Origin of the sequence: Viridibacillus sp. FSL R5-0888, from assembly GCF_038009105.1 — a bacterium.
Lineage (GTDB): Bacteria > Bacillota > Bacilli > Bacillales_A > Planococcaceae > Viridibacillus > Viridibacillus arenosi.
This window is the reverse complement of sequence record NZ_JBBPAU010000001.1, coordinates 2,390,655-2,408,528: the sequence shown is the minus strand read 5'-3', so window position 1 is coordinate 2,408,528 and position 17,874 is coordinate 2,390,655. Positions and strand designations below refer to the sequence as shown.

Here is a 17,874-nt window from a genome sequence, read left to right as displayed (position 1 = left end):
TAATAGGTAAAACTATGGTAGACAAGACTAATAAAATCTTCAAAATCCCACTCCTTTAATTAAGGCTATAGTTAGTTAATTATTACCTTAAAGAATGGTGGATAAACAAAATTTATAATATTTCTTTCAAGAAGTAGGTAAGGATGTATTGAGGGATGGATCTAATTGTATTTATGAAATGCAACGGATCTTGGAGGCGGAAATAAAGTCGATAAATCTAGACATGGAGCGATGAGAAGAGAAGTGTAAATAAGCAAGTTACTTTACGAAATTGTTTTGATGACTTTTCAAAAGTTAGCAATTTGAGATGATTACTATATTTAAATTGCATATAAAGGTAATGAGTACATAAAAAATTGAAACAAATTCTCCTCTGTTGGTCTGTATAAAACAGGGGAGAATAGGTCACTTAAAATTTGACTCTGATTAATCTATCCATCCAGTAAATCTTCGCGGATGTTCACATTTTTATTAGTACGCATCCATTTGAAAGCAAGTATTAGTAGTAGTGAGCCAGTAATCCAATAAAGCCAACTAATACCTAGAAAATCCATCATGATAAAGGCTATTAATGCACCAAATGCCGCTCCTATATCTGAAGATAATGTGTAAAGAGAGAGGACAGTCATTTGTGACTTTCCAGTCGCCACATCAGTCGCGATTGAATCACTCATTGTAACTAAAAGTGTTATAGCTAATTGGAACACAAAAATAAAAAAGATAAATAGTATAGTAGAAAATTTCAAAGGTAAAATGAAAAAACAAACAGTTGCTATCAATAAGGCAAAGACTAAGACTTTGCTTCTTTCCCATTTTTGATCTGACCATTTTCCCAATAACGGAGCTAAAAAAGGTTCCCATCCAGTTCTTATTGCTTGGAATATTCCTGCAAGTGATGCTGCGCCTAAAGATAACCCGAGGACTAATAGATTTTCCTTAATTTGCATACCGATTAAATTACTTAAAGTAGAATTAAATACACCAAATATGACAAAGTAAATAATTATTCCTGTAGCCAACGATAATACGATACGTTCATTTTTCCATATACTTTGTTGCTTTTTCTTCTCCTGATTCATCGGTTCCTCTTCATCTTTTGTTTTTGGAATATATTTCAAAACAAAAGGAATGCTACAAGCGCCTATAATTGAGAACACTGTTGTAACTGACTGAATGCCAATTTGCTCAGCTAGTATTCCTCCAAACAGCATCCCAATTAGCGTACCTAACCCCCAAAGACCATTAAATAGTCCTACATATTCACCTCTTGTATTCTCGGTACTATATGTAATGATGGTTAAATATCCGCCTAAACGAAACAAAGACCATGAGAATCCCCATAAACACCTCGCTATGAGAAGAAACCATATGCCTTTTAAATATCCATAAGAAAAAGTAGAGATTACAGCTAATATGACTGCTAACAATATCCCCATTCGGGTGTTTACTTTACGATAGAACCAGGCAATTAATGAATTAATGACAATCCTGATGAAACGATTAACAGATAAAAGTAGGCCAACCTGCCATAATGCTGTTAACCCAAAGAATTTCCAATACAATGGAAGGACAATGAAAAGCATTTCGTTGCCCAATAAACAAACAGCCATTACGAGTGCGATAACAATAACAGGCTTCTTCGAAGGTACATTTTCAATCATTTGATGTAATAACCTTCTTTCTTATTAAAACAGTTTACGGGCAGTGATCCTCACATTCCAACCTCCACATAGAAGTGGGGGTTGGAATGTGAAAACCCGTTTGGACCAACTATCCATCTTGGAGATTGCTCACCATTGATGGAAGAGTTAACTTATAACAATATTTTATGGTCAAATTCTTGAATCCATTGCTTATTCGCAAAGTCACGTCCCGTTATTCGAATGCTATCGTCGAATACTTGCACATACAGTCCTTGACTTCCATCTGAGTTTACTACTGTGTCTCCGCCTTCTCCATCAGGTCCCCAAGTATTGTAAATTGCTCCTGTACTAACGAAAGTTGTACCTTGCTCTACTAACATATTCGGGTTGCGAAGATCCCAATGTGAATGTCCCGCAAAAAGAAAAGCGTGTTTCAATTCTGATAAGTGATTTCTTACTTCTTTATCTTGGATAACACCATTTTGATAATATTCTATATCCGTTTCGTATGTTGAAAAGGGTAGCGGTTGATGAAGGAATACGAAAACAGGTTTGTTATCCTGTTTTAAAGCGTTGACCTTGTCTTCTAACCAGCATAACTGTTGTTCGCTTAAAACAGCTGAATCTTTTGTCGGGCTACCGACAGGTCCCCAACTTTCCGTTCCTAAAAAAAGAAAAGGATATTCGTTTATCATTACATCGCCATATACGTTTTGAAGGTTACTGAAATCCAAAAAACGTTGAATAGAAGGATTATTTCCATCATTTTTGAAGAATTCGTGATTACCAATTGTATAATATGTCTTTTCTGGATGAGGATTTTCATCCATTATTTTTTTGAATATTTCATAGCTCTTACTTTCGCCATTATTTATTAGATCCCCATTAATAATTAATGCCTCCAATTGGGGATCTACTTCATGAATATCCTGTAAAGCAGAAGTAAGTTTCTGTTGTGACACAACATCAAGCTCAGTAAGCTGAATATCACTAATTACAAAAAATGAAAATATAGGTTTATTACTACTCATAGTGTGTATCCTCCTTGATAATCAATTGTCAATCTTGCTCCTATGAATGACTTCATCACTAATCAATGAATATAGCTCTCTTATGTATTAATTACTAGAAACTAATACTCAAAAATAGATTTAGACTTAGAAAGCCACTCAATAAAAATCCTTTCAAAATCTTCTAGTTTCGTTTTCACAATGCAGTCTGTTGAATCAGTAATCTGGTTGAAGAAGGGATGATAAATGACAGGAGTGTTAGACTGATTTAAAATGCGCAGTTTGTTTAGTTTCAAAAAGACAAAAGTTCATTAGTTAGAATATTCAATTTAATAGTAACACCAAAAGTTGTAGTGTCAACCCATTCAATTTTAATGCTGAGGGAGAATAAAGGTAGGATATGTTTTTAACTTCTATAGTTTTCTGATCCACATCCAATAAAGCCCCTTTCTTTATTATCTTTAATAATAAGTATTTAAAACTGCTACATGAAAATTACGATTATGTCTCGCTATATGATTCTTAGCATTCTCTGAGGTAATTTATGAAAGAACCAAAAGGTATAGGTTACACATAATTTAACGCTGTAATGCTATTTGTAATATGGTTGTAGGGTATACCAGCTGAAGTGTTATTCTTTTGCTGGTGCATAAAATGTTAATTTAGTTATTTGGGAAATTATGTTGACACTTGGTTTATTTAACTATATATTATCCGTAGTCATAATATTCAGATTACTATTAAGGGTTAGGGTGTTTGCTGTTCTTACTTGTACCTACAACCCGTTAGTGGTACGTGGAAAATGAGTGTTGTGAGGAGTGCAATAATCCATTAAATGAAAACGTTTGCAATGTTGCGGGTGATACAGCAAAACATACTTTATGTTGATTTTGCTAAGTGTTATTTTTCTCTTTTTAGTGAAAGAGATTATACTAACATTTTTACTTCTTAGACACATACATATTTAAGTTCAAACAGATATCATGATAGCAATTTTTGAAAATTTTTTCTCAAGAATGAAGAAGTGCTAGAAAATGTACTACTGTTTTGGTGAACTTGCAAACCCATTCGTTGCACCTGGTTTTACAATGTTACCTTTTCTAAGGTGTTACGAATGGAAAATTCAAAGGGGAACAAATAAAAGAGCTAAATGAGGGGGAGATTGTATTGAAGAAGGGGTATTTTGCAGGTATCGTAACAAGTTTATTACTAACGACTAGTATTTTAGGAGCTTGTTCAAGTAATGAGGGAGCAGATGGTAAAAGTGAAAATGTAAGTAACTTAAATAAAACGGGCATGCCAATTGTGAAAGAAAAGATAGAGGTTGATGGATTTGCTGCAAAGCGCTTTTCTTCACAAGATTGGAGAAAACTTATGCTTTGGGAAGAGTATGAAAAAATGACGAACGTTGAAGTAAACTGGGAAACAGTTTCTACTGAGGTATTGTCTGAAAAGCGAAACTTAAAGCTTGCAGCTGGCGATTATCCTGAATTTTATTTTGCTTCGGCTTTTCCAAAAACGGATTTAATTAAATATGGTCGACAAGGTGTATTTTTACCGTTAAATGACTATATCGATAAGTACGCGCCAAATTTTAAAAAAATACTAGATGAATATCCGTCGATGAGAAAAGGAATTACTATGGCAGATGGTAATATTTATGGTTTCCCTGCGATTTACGATCCGAATTTCGAAGCCTTACACATTGGGACACCTTGGATCATGCAAGAATGGTTGGACAAAGTAGGGTTAAAAGAACCTGAAACGCCTGATGAATTATACAAAGTATTAAAAGCATTTAAAGAAAAAGATCCGAATGGCAATGGAAAAGCAGATGAGCAAGGATGGGGTGGAGGAGACGGTATTGCCCCATTCATTGACTATTTACGAGGAACGTATGGTTTGAATAAACAAGGGACTATGAATAAAAACCTCGACTTTAAAGAAGGTACTAAAGAATTCCGATTTGTACCGGCTACTGATGAGTACAAGGAATTACTTACATTCTTGAACAAACTTTATACAGAAGGCTTAATTAACAAAGATGTATTCACGACTGAATCCTTGCAATTTTCTACAGAATCGTCTAAAGGGATCTATGGGATGCTAAGTGAGATTGACCCAGCAACATTGCTTCAACTAGATGGTTATGTTGGTGTGCCAGTGCTTGAAGGGCCAAAAGGAGAGCGTGCATACAATGCAATGACAAATGGTCTTGGCAACTTAGGTATGTTTGTCTTAACAGATAAAGCAAAAAATCCAGAAGCTATGGTTCGTTGGATGGATTACTTTTATGGAGAAGAAGGCAATAAGATGTTCTTTATGGGCTTCGAAGGTGTGACATATGAAGAAAATGGTGATGGGACAGTTAAGTATTTAGATAGTATTACAAACAATCCTGATGGAAAAAATTTAGACCAGGCCGTAAGTGAATACTTGACCTGGCCAGGTGGATATTATCCAGGAATCGTAAGAAAGCAATATTTCCAAGGTGCTGAAGGGAAAGAAGCCTCTGCAGTTAATGCTGAGAAAGCGAGACCATATCGTATAAAAGATGAAGATATTCTTCCAGGGCTAAATTATACATTGGAAGAAAACGATAAGATTAGTACAATTACTACGGATGTTCAAACATATGTAGATGAAATGACAGCCGGTTTTATTACGGGTAAACAAGATTTCGGTAAATGGGATGAATACAAGAAATCACTTGATAAGATGGGATTACAAACTTATCTTGAGGTTTCTCAAGAAGCATACGATCGTATGCAAAAAGAAAAGTAAAATGAAAGAACGCATACAGAGGTTCTCCTTTGTATGCGTTTTACTATGGAAATACGGGGTTTTAAATTTGGGGAATTATATTGGATATCTTAGACTAAAATCATCGAATCTATTATAGTATTGCTCCTATTTATACATCACCTATCAATTTTGTTCAACAAATTTATAGTGTAAGACCCATTCGAACAATGCAATTAATACGAGCAGCACCTCCTGTAGGATACTAGTATTAGGCAATAAGTTGACAATCTGAAACGCATCCTAGGATGCGTTTTAAATTTGACATTAATCAATTTAATAGAAGAGTGACACTATATAGCAAAGGAATCTTTAAATAATATTATATTATGAATATTGAGAATATTTTAGGTGAAATCATAATAAATTACAGTTATACAGTAATTATTCCTCTGTTAAGAGAAAGGAATTAAGTTATGGAAGAAATTTTTCAAAAAATAAAGCAATTAAGATTTGAACAAGGTATGACTTTAAAGGAATTGAGTGAAAAGACAGATTTGTCTGTTAGTTTCTTATCCCAAATTGAGAGAGGAACATCATCACTAGCTATCACATCATTAAAAAAAATTGCTGACGCATTTGGAGTGAAGATGATTCATTTCTTCGAAGAGACAGAAAATCTAAATTATGCAGTGAAAAAGCAAGATCAAAAACCTTTTAAAATAGAAAGTTCTGATTCTACTTATGTTAGGTTAAGCAATAATTTTACAGATAGAAAAATAGAGCCATTTCTCGTAACAATAAAACCTCACCAAAAAGAAAATGAACCATTTAAACATCCGGGTGAAGAGTTTTATTACGTTCTAAAAGGGGCTGTATTATTCACTGTTGACCAGACGGAATATTATCTGCGTGAAGGAGAAGCAATACATTTCCCTTCAAGTCTTCCTCATATATGGGAAAATCCTACTAATAAGGAAACTATATTACTTTCCGTAATCACTCCAGTTATTTTTAACTAAACAAATAAATTTCATAAATTAAACACATAGAGACTTAAGGTTTCCGTAAACAAATAAAAGGAAGATCTACCCAATGATTTTAAGATTTGATTTCCTCTATGGGTGTTAGAATTTCAGAACGGAACCATTTATTAAAGATTTATTAAAACACTTATAGAAATTATTTGATTTTTCGACAATCCAAGAAACTTGGCGAAAATTAAAGGAAGATTGCGAGCAATAGTTAATTTGGTGTTCCCCAAGTCAAATTTTGTGCTATAGATTAGTATGTTAAATTTTCTGAATTATAAGTTTATTTATATCTGTAGTATATCTATTCTTTAGCAATCATTTTTAACAATACTTTTGAAAGAGGTGAAACTGATGACATTACTAAGAGTGGAGGATTTGACGATTAAATTCAAGTCACGCCAGGGTGTTGTCAAAGCAGTAGATAAACTAAACTTTGAACTAGCGCAAGGTAGTTCATTAGGAATCGTTGGTGAAAGTGGTAGCGGCAAAAGTGTTACCTCCCTTACTATAATGGGACTTTTACAAAATGCTAACACTGAAATCACTGGAAATATTGATTTTGATGGCTTAGATTTGTTAAAACTCTCACCTAATGAAATGCGGAAGATTAGAGGAAATTCTATATCAATGATATTCCAAGAGCCAATGACCTCACTTAATCCTTTACATACTTGTGGCAAGCAAATTATGGAACCAATCTTGATTCACCAAAAAGATGTAAGTAAACAAGAGGCAAAAAATCATGCAATTGAATTACTAAGAATGGTAGGAATCCCTTCTCCTGAGCAGCGATTTCATGAATATCCACATCAAATGTCTGGTGGTATGCGACAAAGAATTATGATAGCTATCGCTTTAGCTTGTAATACCAAACTATTAATTGCCGATGAGCCTACTACTGCATTAGATGTTACTATTCAAGCGCAAATTCTAGATTTAATGAACAGTCTGAAGAAAAAAAGAGATATGAGTATTATTATGATCACCCATGATTTGGGTGTCGTGAAAGAAATGTGTGAGAAAGTAGTAGTCATGTACACTGGCCAAATTGTTGAAAAAAGTCCAACTGAGTTAGTATTTACTGATCCTCTTCATCCATATACAAGAGGATTGCTTAATGCTATACCTAAAATCTCTAGTAAAGTGGAAAGACTTGAAGCGATTGAAGGCACTGTCCCTGATGCGTTGAATATGCCAAGTGGTTGCAGTTTTCATCCTCGTTGTAAATATGCAACAGAGAAATGCAAATTGAAAGCTCCACCATTATTTCAACTAGAAGATGGTCGTGAAGTAAAATGCTTTATTTATGACGGATCTAAAAAGGGTGATGATGTAAATGCAACAAAATAAATCGAATCGTATAGCTGCGATATCAAACCACATTGGCACAGAAAACATTTTAGAAGTTTCACACTTAAAAAAGACCTTTCATATTAAAAGTCCAGATGGAAAAAAAGGCTTACTTAGAGCAGTAGATGATGTTTCTTTTACGATAAAAAAGGGTGAAACATTTAGTCTTGTCGGTGAAAGTGGATGTGGTAAAAGTACATTAGGTAGGACGTTACTTGGTCTATATACACCTGATCAGGGATCTGAAATTTTATTTAATGGCAAGGATATTACAAATTTCTCAAAATCAAAACGGAAAAATTTTGCCAAAAAGGCACAACTGATTTTTCAAGATCCATCTGCTTGCTTAAATCCACGTAGAACCATTAAGCAAATTTTACTAGAACCATTCAAAATTCATAAAATACAAAATGGTGAAGCAAAAATTAAAGAACTAATGGATGTGGTTGGTCTAGCAAGTCGCTTCCTCGATAGATTTCCTCATGAAATGTCAGGAGGTCAGAAACAAAGAGTTGGAATTGCTAGAGCATTGGCACTAAATCCAGATCTTATAGTGTGTGACGAACCTGTCTCAGCTTTAGATGTGTCAATTCAAGCACAGGTAATTAACTTACTAGAGGACCTACAGAAACAATTGAACCTTACTTATCTATTTATCTCCCATGATCTAAGCGTGGTACACCATATTAGTGATCGAGTCGCAGTTATGTATTTAGGTAAAATTGTTGAATTGACTACTCGTGATGAACTATATGAAAAAACGCAACATCCGTACACAAAGTCGCTCCTCTCCTCTGTTCCAGATGTTAGCGATGAACATCGAGAGAAGATTATTCTTACAGGAGATGTTCCAAGTCCATCTAATCCGCCTGCCGGATGTCGGTTCCATACAAGATGCCCTGTAGCAATGGATATTTGCAAAACACAGGAGCCTGACTTTATTCAAACAGGTAGTAAGCACTTTGCAGCATGTCATTTGCATACAACGTAATACTATAAAATTTTTTATAAAAGGAGAACGTAGATGATGAAAAAAATTTCTTTACTGTCTATCTTATTGGTATTGGTTCTATCACTTTTCGCCTGTAGCAATGATGAAGAAAAAACAAATGAGTCTGGAGGCACATCTAACACGGATACAATCGTTATCGGGGTTGCTTCCGACTGGAAAACCTTGGATCCAGCTCGTGCTTATGAAGTGTTTGGGAATCTCTATTTCTATGCAACATATGAGAATTTATACACGTTGGAAGGGTCAGAACTTACACCAAAGCCAGCCCTTGCAAAAGAATATACGGTAGACGAATCTGGACTTGCGTATACATTTAAGCTAGACGAGGGTCGTAAATTTTCAAGTGGTAATGCTGTAACTGCAGAGGATGTTGTATTTAGTTTTAATCGTACAATAAATTTAAAAGATAATGCTTCTGCCCTTGCAGAAGGAGTTGCCAAAGTGGAAGCGCCAGATGACAAGACTGTTGTCGTCAATCTTAAGGAAAAGGATGCATCATTTATTTCAAAACTTACAAGTAATGCCTTTGCAATTGTAGATAGCAAAGTTGTGAAGGAACAAGGTGGATCAGATGCAGAAGATGCAAGTACAACTGATACAGCTACTACTCACCTTGATGGGACATCAGCAGGCAGCGGTCCATATGTATTGAAGAAGTGGACTCCAAATACAGAGATGGTTCTTGAAAAGAATCCGTATTATAAGGGTACTGTGAATGCGAGTAAGATTATCATCAAAGAAATTCCGGATCCAAATACACAAATTCAAGCACTTGAAAAAGGTGAAATTGACGTAGCGTTAAGCGTTGGACCTGACCAAGTGAAAAATATCAAAGAGGGTGGAAATTCGAAGGTTGTATCTTCACCAACTTCAACAATTTCATTCTTACTAATGAATAATAGTACTGAAATAGGAAAAGAAATGGCGGATCCACTTGTTCAGCAAGCTGTTCGTTACGCACTTGACTATGAAGGCTTCCAGCAATTAGCAGGCGATGGCGCACTATTACCAATGTCATTTGTTCAAGATGGTTTTGTTGGTGCAAAATCTAGAGCAGATAATTATCAAAATTTAAAAAAGGCAAAGGATTTGATGAAACAGGCAGGGTATGAAAATGGTTTTACAGTACCACTAACAGCTGCTAATTACGATTCAGAAGGACTTTCATGGGTAACAATTGCTGAAAAAGTAAAAGAAGATCTTGCGAAAATTAATATTAATGTGGAAATTCAAACTGGAGATGTTGGGGTTGTTATCGAAGACTATAGAAACGGGAAAACGCCATTCCTAGTTATGCACTGGTCACCTGACTACTATGATCTAAGCAACCAATTAGCATTTATTCCAGGCGATATTGTAGGGAAACGTGCGAACTGGGAACCCTCAGCTAATGCTGAATTAGTAAGTTTATCTGAACAAGCGAAAGTGGAAATTGATGATACAAAACGTGCAGAAATTTCTGGGAAAATGCAGGAAATAATTGCTGAGAATAGTCCATATGCATTCTTAGTACAGCACCCTAAATCATTTGCTATAGGTACCAAACTTGAAGGTGTTACTTATAACGACCTTTATAAATTACGATTAAATGAATTAAAGCTTTCAAAATAATTTTTTACGATCAAGCAGCTATTCGTAGGTAGGTAACTATCTACTGTAGCTATTTATTGGAATTTACTAGGAAGCTGTATTTTAGTTGGGAGTGTGATTCAAATTGCTTAGATTTATTGCTAGGCGTCTATTGTTTCTGCTTTTCTTATTATTTGGTGTGGCACTTTTCGTTTTTATTCTTTCGCATTTAGTGCCAAGTGATCCGGTTGCTGCGAATTTGAGCCAAAGTGCCTTGAATAATCCTGAAATTGTTGCTGCTTTTAAAGAGACGTGGGGACTAGATCAGTCGCTTTTTAGTCAATTACTTCTGTACTTCCAACACTTATTGGCTGGTGATTTGGGTACATCAATACGAACAGGTAGACCTGTGTTTGATGATTTAATGCAGTTCTTCCCAGCAACATTGGAATTATCGATAGTAGCGATGGTGATTGCCTTAGTATTAGGTATTCTATTTGGAACAATCTCTGCCATTTTCAGAAATAAGGCTATTGATCATATCATTCGTACTGTTTCTATTAGTGGGGTATCTATACCAAGCTTTTGGTTTGCTTTAATCATGCTCAATATTTTTTCTTCAGTTTTAGGCATTACTCCTGGACCTGGACGAATTGATGCACGAGCAACAACTCCTGAAGGGGGAACAGGATTACTTCTATTAGATTCACTTATTAGTGGGAATTTTCAATTATTCGGTGATGTGGCTATGCACTTGATTCTACCAGGAACGGTGTTAGGATTCTTTACTATGGGATTAATTGCTCGTCAAACAAGATCTAATTTACTTGAAGTGTTGTCAATGGATTATATACGTACAGCTCGTTCTAAGGGTTTGAAGGAATCTGCGATTATCGTTCAACATGCGATTTCCAATGCAATGATACCGGTCATTACAGTAGCTGGAATAGGATTTTGTAATTTACTAGGTGGAATGGTGCTAGTTGAGAATATTTTTGCTTGGCCAGGAATTGGACAATATGCCTACCTATCTGCCGTTTCACTCGATTTCCCAGCTATATGCGGCGTCTCATTATTAATTGCTTTTATTTATGTTGTTATTAATCTACTAATTGATATCCTTTATGGGATTATTGATCCGAGGGTGAGGTATAAATAATGAGAAAATTTAGCTCTTTTATCTCTCAAAAAGGATTTCTTTTTAAACTGGGATTATTCATTTGTGCATTTTGGATTTTCGTTGTCATTTTTGTACCATTAATCGCTACACATAGTACAACTGCACAAGATTTGTCCATTCGATATCAGCCACCAAGCTTTTCACATTTCTTTGGTACCGATGAGTTGGGGCGTGATGTATTCTCACGTGTTATGTATGGCTCTAGAATTTCTTTATCAGCAGGTATTATTACTGTGATAATTGCCTTTTCTTTTGGTATTTTCTTTGGGGGAATAGCAGGATATAAAGGCGGGAAAGTGGACGAAGTAATGATGCGTTTCTCAGAGCTTATTATGGCATTTCCACCACTAATTTTAGCGATGGTAATCGCAGCAGCACTTGGTCCAAGTATCATAAACTCAGTAATTGCAATGTCCATTATATGGTGGCCAAATTATGCAAGATTAATGCGTTCAATGGTTATCTCCTTAAAAGAAAGTGAGTATGTTACTGCTTCTCGCGTGATGGGTGCTTCGCATATTCGAGTTCTATTTTTAGAAATTTTACCGAATAGCTTTGGTCCATTATTGGTTATGGCAACACTTGACCTGGGGAATGCAATCTTGATGTTTTCTGGATTAAGCTTCCTTGGACTAGGAACACAGCCCCCTACACCTGAGTGGGGTTCAATGGTATCAGATGGGGCAAAGGTTATTCAAAATTGGTGGGTATCTACCTTCCCAGGGCTAGCAATTTTCTCAATTTCTATAGGTGCTAACTTCGTAGGGGATGGTCTACGAGACTTCCTGGATCCAAAACTCCAAAAAGAATAGGTGGTAAAATGAAATGAGAAAAATTAATATTAATCAAGTCGAGCCCATTGGCATGCCAAATTATGAAATGAAGAAACTTTTTACAAAACAGGGGAATTTTCAAGAAGTGAGCATGAGTGTTATTTCTCTAACACCTGGCGAACGAATTCCTACTGTAGGCATGAGCTGTCATAATGAAGATGAGTATTCTTATATTTTCAGTGGAGAAATAGAAACATATTGTAATGGTGAATACAGTGTGGAAAAGGCTGGAGATGCAACACTAATCCCCGCTGGCGAAGAGCACTGGTGCGTTAATAATAGCAGTGAACCATGTATGCTCGTTTGCTTTATGGTGAAAAAAGCTGAATAATAATTGGCGCTTTCTTATTCAAAATTGGTCCAATAAGATATGCAACAAATTCCTCAAATTTTAATGAATCTTGAGAAATAGATTGGCTTGCTAGAGGTGATTTAAAATATTTAAAAGGCGCTACTGATACAAGAATTTTAGAAAGTGATATTTTAAATCGTTTAAAGTAAAATAATAAATATGTATTTCATAATAAACTCAACTAATTAGATTAGTTGAGTTTTATGTTTTTGTAAATCGCTAAAAAATATTAAAAAAGATGTGATGAGTCAAATGGGGGAAATTGCTATATTGGCTGAAAAACCATCTTAGGCAAGAGCTTATGCAGAAGCTTTTAAAGTTAAACAAAAAGAGAAAACATTTATTGAATTAGTGCCTTGTTCTACATTTCCTGATGGTGCAGTTATTTAGTAGTAATAGAAATGATCAGATGGTATTATAAAGGTCCTTTTCATGATTTCTCAGTGAAATAATCATGTATTAAATCTAGTCATTAATCTTTCGTTTTAAAATCTTTGAGGAAATATAGTACTAAATCATCATCATTTTCACATTTTGCATATTGTTCTAATTGTTCCCCCTTATACCAAACGCCGGAACCATCAGGAATATACCCTCGTTTTACATACATTCGTTGAGCTGAACCATATCCGTAATGCAATCCAACCGCTAGTGAAACAAAGTTACTTTTCTCCTTGGCAAGTCTCTCTGCTACATCCATCATTTTATTGCCTATACCTTTATTCTGAAATTTAATAAGTACATTTAGGTCGACGATTTCCGGTATGTTTTTAGATGAAAAAGGACCAACTTCAGTATTCGGAAGTAATGTAACGTATCCAGCAACTGCATTGTTTACTTCAGCAATTATTACAGCCCTTTCATTCTTCTCCTGCTGATTGAAATAGTTATGAAATAACTCAGATGCTTTCTCCCAATTTTGCTCAGCAAACGCAGTTACAAAATTTCCTACATCACTTTTTATCATGGAGCGAATAAGAACACTATTATCTTTATGATATATCATCATTTTCCACCTTTCTCTAATTCTCGTTTTATTTAAGTGAATGTTTAATCGTGTTAGCTTAATACTTCACCTGTTACATTTAATATGTATTATTTTAAAAAATTAATAATAATCTATATCATTTTACTACAATATTCTATTTATTTAAATATTTCCAAATTATGAAGTGTGTTGATAAGATTTTTTTGAATAGTTTAGTTTACAATAGTATTAATGAATAGAAAATTACCTAATTTATATATTTAAGGTATAATTCGGTCGTGTTTTGATTATAAGGAGGGTGTTTAATGACTGTTAGTGAAGATATATTAAACAGAAAAGGGGCTAGAAAAGCTAGTGAAATCCCCAATGAAGTTCTAGAATTACTTAATCAAGGTGAAATAGAGAGTGTAAATTTAACGGAATGGCTTTCTATTAATCATAGTTCATTAGTAAAGAGTATCTTGCCAGAGATTGGTTTAGAGGATAAAGTAGAATTTGTCATAGCTGAATTAGAGCTGCAGGAAGCTCATTCTGGCATGAAAGCTATACGTATGACAGGAGCTTTGTTAGATAAAGTAATGGCAGGGCAAGTTGAAATAAAAAGGGAAGAAATCATAATGAAATGCTCCATTCATATGTCAGATAGTGTAAGATGTTGGGCAGCATTTATGAATAAAAATTCCAATGACTCATTAGAAGGGAAATTGAAGTATATTGAGCCATTCGCAGCAGATCCTCATTTTGGTGTTCGGGAAATTGCCTGGATGTCTATTCGAGAAAACCTTTCAGAAAATATAGAGATGAGTGTGAATTTGTTAGAAGAATGGGCAAAAAGTGATGATGAGAATATTCGCAGATTCTCAGTAGAATCTATTCGTCCACGTGGTGTATGGACTAAGCACATTGAAACACTAAAACAAGAACCTCAACAAGCCCTACCGATTCTTAATTTACTCAAATCAGATTCGTCTAAGTATGTTCAAGATTCTGTTGGAAACTGGTTAAATGATGCTAGCAAAACCCAACCAGAATGGGTAATAAACCTGTGCGAAAAGTGGGAGAAAGATTCAGATACTAGGGAGACGAGTAGAATTATTAAAAAAGCCAAGAGAACAATAATGAAGGATAATTAAATTGAAAATCATATGCAAAAGTAAATGTTATAATTGATTATTATATTGTAGCTTTTTGAATAATATAATTTTTATATTTATGTGTTAACGAACAGGTAGGATGACGAGAATAATCTTGATAAGAATTAGGAGCAATTTAATTTGGCACAGTATTCATTTTCTTTTTCAGAGATCTTACAGAGTTGCCAAAAGTGAATACAGCTTGTTACCAATCCGTCAGATAATCAAAAATGAAAATCACCTTTCAATTCTTTTAGAAGCAGGTGACCTGATAGAAGAAACAATACAAAAGTGGAATTAGCAAAGATAGAGCGGATAATTTGCAGTAGAAAAGTAATACATAGTTTGGCCAGTTAGCAATTAAAAGCTAACTGGTTATTTTTTTATTTGAAATAAGAACAAATGTTCTGTATACTGATAAAAAAGGAGTGAACATAGTGAAAGAGCAGCTAATCAAAGCCATGCAGCGCAATCAAATTATTGATTCAATTTATATGTCGAAAGGTGGAAAGATAACTAAAAGGCGTGTGAAAATCATTAAAATGACCGATGGAATTTTCCAAGATTATTGCTTTGTGAAACATGCAAAAAGAACTTTCATAATAGAAAATGTTCTTGCTACTAGTTCAGTATTTCGAAAAGAGAATGTTGTTGTATGATTCATCAAGACCCACAAATTCATATTCATAATGCAATCATATTAGAACTTACACTACGTACTTTAGAGCGGGATAAAAAACATATGGATTCGTTAAAAACAAATTTTGCTTTTAAAGCGTGGATTGATCAAGAGTTGAAAAATTTAACGAGAGATCTAAGAGATGTGAGCCGAACATTGGGTATGCATGGCATGAAGGTATTGGAAGGTACAAAGGAAATTGACGAATATTTCGTCGCTTATACTATTAAGACTCGAGGAAATGACAAGGAATTACGTTACTCTAAAGTAGCTTTACGAAATCAAGTAAATGAGGAAGTAAAGAAAAGACTTGGATTGGAATATAGAGAGCAACTTAGTTAAGTTACCTAACTCTGCCGAAATGTAATAATAAAGGTAACTGTATGATAAAACTCTAATTACACAGTAAAACTCGGCATCCTCCGGGGTGCTTTTTTACTGTGGTAAAAGAGAGTTTCAAACTAATACTTATTGAATGTTCGTTTATTTGGTGATTATCGTCAATACCCTACTATGTTTAATTATAAACAAAAAAACATCCTAAATGGATGCTTTATTAATATAACTGTTGGTTATGACATGAAGGAAATCCATTGATATCTTGGATCATGTGGAGGTCGTATTGTTTGAGTGCGAATTGTGCTTGATATAGGTATTCAGTAACAAGAAGTTTTCCGCCTGATACACCACACAAAACACCTGAAGTCCCTTGACCATTTGTGAATGAGATTCCAACTGGTTGGCCTATTAAGTACCTAATTTTATAATGCCAAGGCATAATTATCAATCCTTTCAGCACAGTATATGTTTTTTGAGTTACTAGGTGCCTGTACGTTTTAGGATTTATAAGAAGGATGCATTGGAGGTTTGCTATGGAGCTATGTACTATATGTAACGGACCTTTGAAGTCGAAGAAATAAATTGAGAATGAAATCGATTCTGTCTGTTTGCAAGTGAAAGAAAGCAAATGAAGAAGATGAGGTTGAGAAATTTCAAACTAGTATGGGTGAACTACAAGCGTTGCAGAATAACTGAAAGTTAACGAAAACATACAAGAATGCGGGGGAAAAGTTCCGCTATAATTCACTTATACTAGAATTTAGATACTATTGTTGAGCACAACAACTGCAAAGCCCATGGAATAAAAATGAAAAGAATGACTATTTCAATTTTACACAGAGGAGTTAGTCAAACTACTACCTATAAGGTTTCTGTTTATTAACTTGATACTTTAGTTTTTCTAATTCAGAAGTTAAATAATCAATCTGTTTTTGCATATTTTTATTATCTTCTCTATCCTTTTTATCATTATTTATTTCTTGTCGTTCTGCCTCTAATGCAAGTATTGCTGAAATAGTGGATATTGTGTCACCGAGTGTAGATATTACTTCAGCAACGACGGCTAGCTCAGCGGCCTGAAGTGATAATTGGTTTCCATTATCTTGCCCTATGCTTTTATTATTTCCCTTCAAACTGTTAGCCTCCAGTAATCAATGTTTTGTCATAACTATTTTATGCTACATGTATTTTTTTATGAAGAATCGTTGATGTGTTTAATTTCTATTTAAGGAATTTATTGAAACAATGCTATTGAACATGAAGCAAAGTGAGGTTTAAGTAAATTCACGTATGTAATGTTTCTTTTATTAACATTGTGATTTACATCACAGACTTTTAGTCTTTTACAAATTATAATTGGTATGGGAGGCGAATATCATGTTAGATATAGATTATTTAGAAGATGAAGCATTTGAGAGTGTCGAAGAAGTTGTTAGACAATTTATCGTTAAAATTGGTGATCAGAAGATTAAAATAAGAATCACTAAAGATGCTCATGGACATTTTCAATTTGTAAACAGCCATTACTATCAAGGCAGTAAGCAAGCAGAATCATATATTGCATCTTTATCAAATTTTCCTTCTGAAAAAATAGCGATTATGAATGCAAAATTACAAATAGTTTCGTCTTATGATCCAGCAGATGAAAATGGTGTTTGGCTAGAAAACGAATCTTTCTAAAACTGAAGCATCCTTAGGGGTGCTTTTTTATTTTACTCTGACACAATGATATATTCGAGATGGTGTTATGGAAAGAGAGTTAACAAGGAATCCGAAACAAAGCAAGGACGTGATGGGATATCTATTAAACTTGCTGACAAAATAAAGGCACTCGACCTGTTAACGAAGCATATGGATTTGTTAGATAATCGTGGGTTGAAGATTTAAAAGTTGAGAAGCTCTTTACGTAGTATATAAACTTCAATGCGGTGATGGTGAAGGGGGAGTTGCTCCACACGAAAAGTAATAATAAAGGTAACTGCCCAATAAGACCATAACTATAAAGAATAA

18 protein-coding genes are annotated in these 17,874 nt (G+C 34.5%); 13 read left to right on the top strand and 5 right to left on the bottom strand.

Annotated elements, in window-relative coordinates; all coding sequences use genetic code 11:
* Window positions 1–431: 431 nt before the first annotated feature.
* Together MKY02_RS11935 and MKY02_RS11930 are read right to left on the bottom strand one after the other, a co-directional pair.
* Window positions 432–1,661 (bottom strand): MFS transporter, encoded by a 1,230-nt coding sequence (locus MKY02_RS11935; RefSeq protein WP_076065085.1) that lies wholly within the window; start codon window positions 1,659–1,661, stop codon window positions 432–434.
* Window positions 1,662–1,813: 152 nt separating this feature from the next.
* Window positions 1,814–2,674 (bottom strand): metallophosphoesterase family protein, encoded by an 861-nt coding sequence (locus MKY02_RS11930; protein ID WP_076065084.1) that lies wholly within the window; start codon window positions 2,672–2,674, stop codon window positions 1,814–1,816.
* Window positions 2,675–3,820: 1,146 nt separating this feature from the next.
* Between MKY02_RS11930 and MKY02_RS11925 the strand changes: the two genes are divergently transcribed.
* From MKY02_RS11925 to MKY02_RS11890, 8 genes are all read left to right on the top strand, one after another.
* Window positions 3,821–5,437 (top strand): extracellular solute-binding protein, encoded by a 1,617-nt coding sequence (locus MKY02_RS11925; RefSeq protein WP_076065083.1) that lies wholly within the window; start codon window positions 3,821–3,823, stop codon window positions 5,435–5,437.
* Between the two features lie 434 nt (window positions 5,438–5,871).
* Window positions 5,872–6,417, top strand: coding sequence for a helix-turn-helix domain-containing protein (locus MKY02_RS11920; RefSeq protein ID WP_076065082.1), 546 nt, complete (start codon window positions 5,872–5,874; stop codon window positions 6,415–6,417).
* A gap of 363 nt (window positions 6,418–6,780) precedes the next feature.
* A complete protein-coding gene (locus MKY02_RS11915) occupies window positions 6,781–7,779 on the top strand; it encodes an ABC transporter ATP-binding protein (RefSeq protein WP_038181280.1) in 999 nt (332 codons plus the stop codon).
* Entirely contained in the window at window positions 7,766–8,770 is a 1,005-nt protein-coding gene (locus MKY02_RS11910; RefSeq protein ID WP_076065081.1) for an ABC transporter ATP-binding protein, read from the top strand. Before MKY02_RS11915 ends, MKY02_RS11910 begins: the two co-directional genes overlap by 14 nt.
* Before the next feature lie 33 nt (window positions 8,771–8,803).
* The gene (locus tag MKY02_RS11905) at window positions 8,804–10,402 is read left to right on the top strand and encodes an ABC transporter substrate-binding protein (RefSeq protein ID WP_076065080.1); all 1,599 of its coding nucleotides are present in this window, start codon (window positions 8,804–8,806) and stop codon (window positions 10,400–10,402) included.
* Between the two features lie 103 nt (window positions 10,403–10,505).
* Complete coding sequence (locus tag MKY02_RS11900; protein ID WP_076065079.1) at window positions 10,506–11,519, top strand: ABC transporter permease; 1,014 nt, start codon at window positions 10,506–10,508, stop codon at window positions 11,517–11,519.
* Window positions 11,519–12,352 (top strand): ABC transporter permease, encoded by an 834-nt coding sequence (locus MKY02_RS11895; RefSeq protein ID WP_076065078.1) that lies wholly within the window; start codon window positions 11,519–11,521, stop codon window positions 12,350–12,352. The genes MKY02_RS11900 and MKY02_RS11895 overlap by 1 nt, the downstream gene beginning before the upstream one ends.
* Before the next feature lie 13 nt (window positions 12,353–12,365).
* Window positions 12,366–12,704 carry a cupin domain-containing protein gene (locus MKY02_RS11890; RefSeq protein WP_083669554.1) on the top strand — a complete coding sequence of 113 codons (339 nt, stop codon included), beginning with the start codon at window positions 12,366–12,368 and terminating at the stop codon, window positions 12,702–12,704.
* 493 nt (window positions 12,705–13,197) lie between these two features.
* Here MKY02_RS11890 and MKY02_RS11885 read toward each other — a convergent pair whose 3' ends face one another.
* Window positions 13,198–13,731 (bottom strand): GNAT family N-acetyltransferase, encoded by a 534-nt coding sequence (locus MKY02_RS11885; RefSeq protein ID WP_076065077.1) that lies wholly within the window; start codon window positions 13,729–13,731, stop codon window positions 13,198–13,200.
* A 287-nt stretch (window positions 13,732–14,018) separates the two neighbouring features.
* On the opposite strand from MKY02_RS11885, the gene MKY02_RS11880 reads away from it, so the two are divergent.
* The 3 genes from MKY02_RS11880 (at window position 14,019) to MKY02_RS11870 (ending at window position 15,867) form a co-directional block, all read left to right on the top strand.
* On the top strand, window positions 14,019–14,846 hold the full coding sequence (locus tag MKY02_RS11880; protein ID WP_038181305.1) for a DNA alkylation repair protein: 828 nt from the start codon (window positions 14,019–14,021) through the stop codon (window positions 14,844–14,846).
* A 437-nt stretch (window positions 14,847–15,283) separates the two neighbouring features.
* Window positions 15,284–15,505 carry a transcriptional regulator gene (locus MKY02_RS11875; protein ID WP_340711233.1) on the top strand — a complete coding sequence of 74 codons (222 nt, stop codon included), beginning with the start codon at window positions 15,284–15,286 and terminating at the stop codon, window positions 15,503–15,505.
* Window positions 15,502–15,867, top strand: a complete 366-nt coding sequence (locus MKY02_RS11870; RefSeq protein ID WP_038181312.1) for a hypothetical protein — start codon at window positions 15,502–15,504, stop codon at window positions 15,865–15,867. The genes MKY02_RS11875 and MKY02_RS11870 overlap by 4 nt, the downstream gene beginning before the upstream one ends.
* A gap of 214 nt (window positions 15,868–16,081) precedes the next feature.
* On the opposite strand, the gene MKY02_RS11865 is transcribed toward MKY02_RS11870, so the two are convergent.
* Together MKY02_RS11865 and MKY02_RS11860 are read right to left on the bottom strand one after the other, a co-directional pair.
* Window positions 16,082–16,303: a hypothetical protein gene (locus tag MKY02_RS11865; protein ID WP_038181315.1), complete on the bottom strand. Its 222-nt coding sequence runs from the start codon at window positions 16,301–16,303 to the stop codon at window positions 16,082–16,084.
* Between the two features lie 418 nt (window positions 16,304–16,721).
* On the bottom strand, window positions 16,722–16,997 hold the full coding sequence (locus MKY02_RS11860) for a hypothetical protein (protein WP_235175687.1): 276 nt from the start codon (window positions 16,995–16,997) through the stop codon (window positions 16,722–16,724).
* Between the two features lie 244 nt (window positions 16,998–17,241).
* On the opposite strand from MKY02_RS11860, the gene MKY02_RS11855 reads away from it, so the two are divergent.
* Window positions 17,242–17,544 (top strand): hypothetical protein, encoded by a 303-nt coding sequence (locus MKY02_RS11855; protein WP_038181316.1) that lies wholly within the window; start codon window positions 17,242–17,244, stop codon window positions 17,542–17,544.
* Window positions 17,545–17,589: 45 nt separating this feature from the next.
* Entirely contained in the window at window positions 17,590–17,751 is a 162-nt protein-coding gene (locus tag MKY02_RS11850; protein ID WP_143691032.1) for a terminase small subunit, read from the top strand.
* Window positions 17,752–17,874 lie beyond the last annotated feature (123 nt).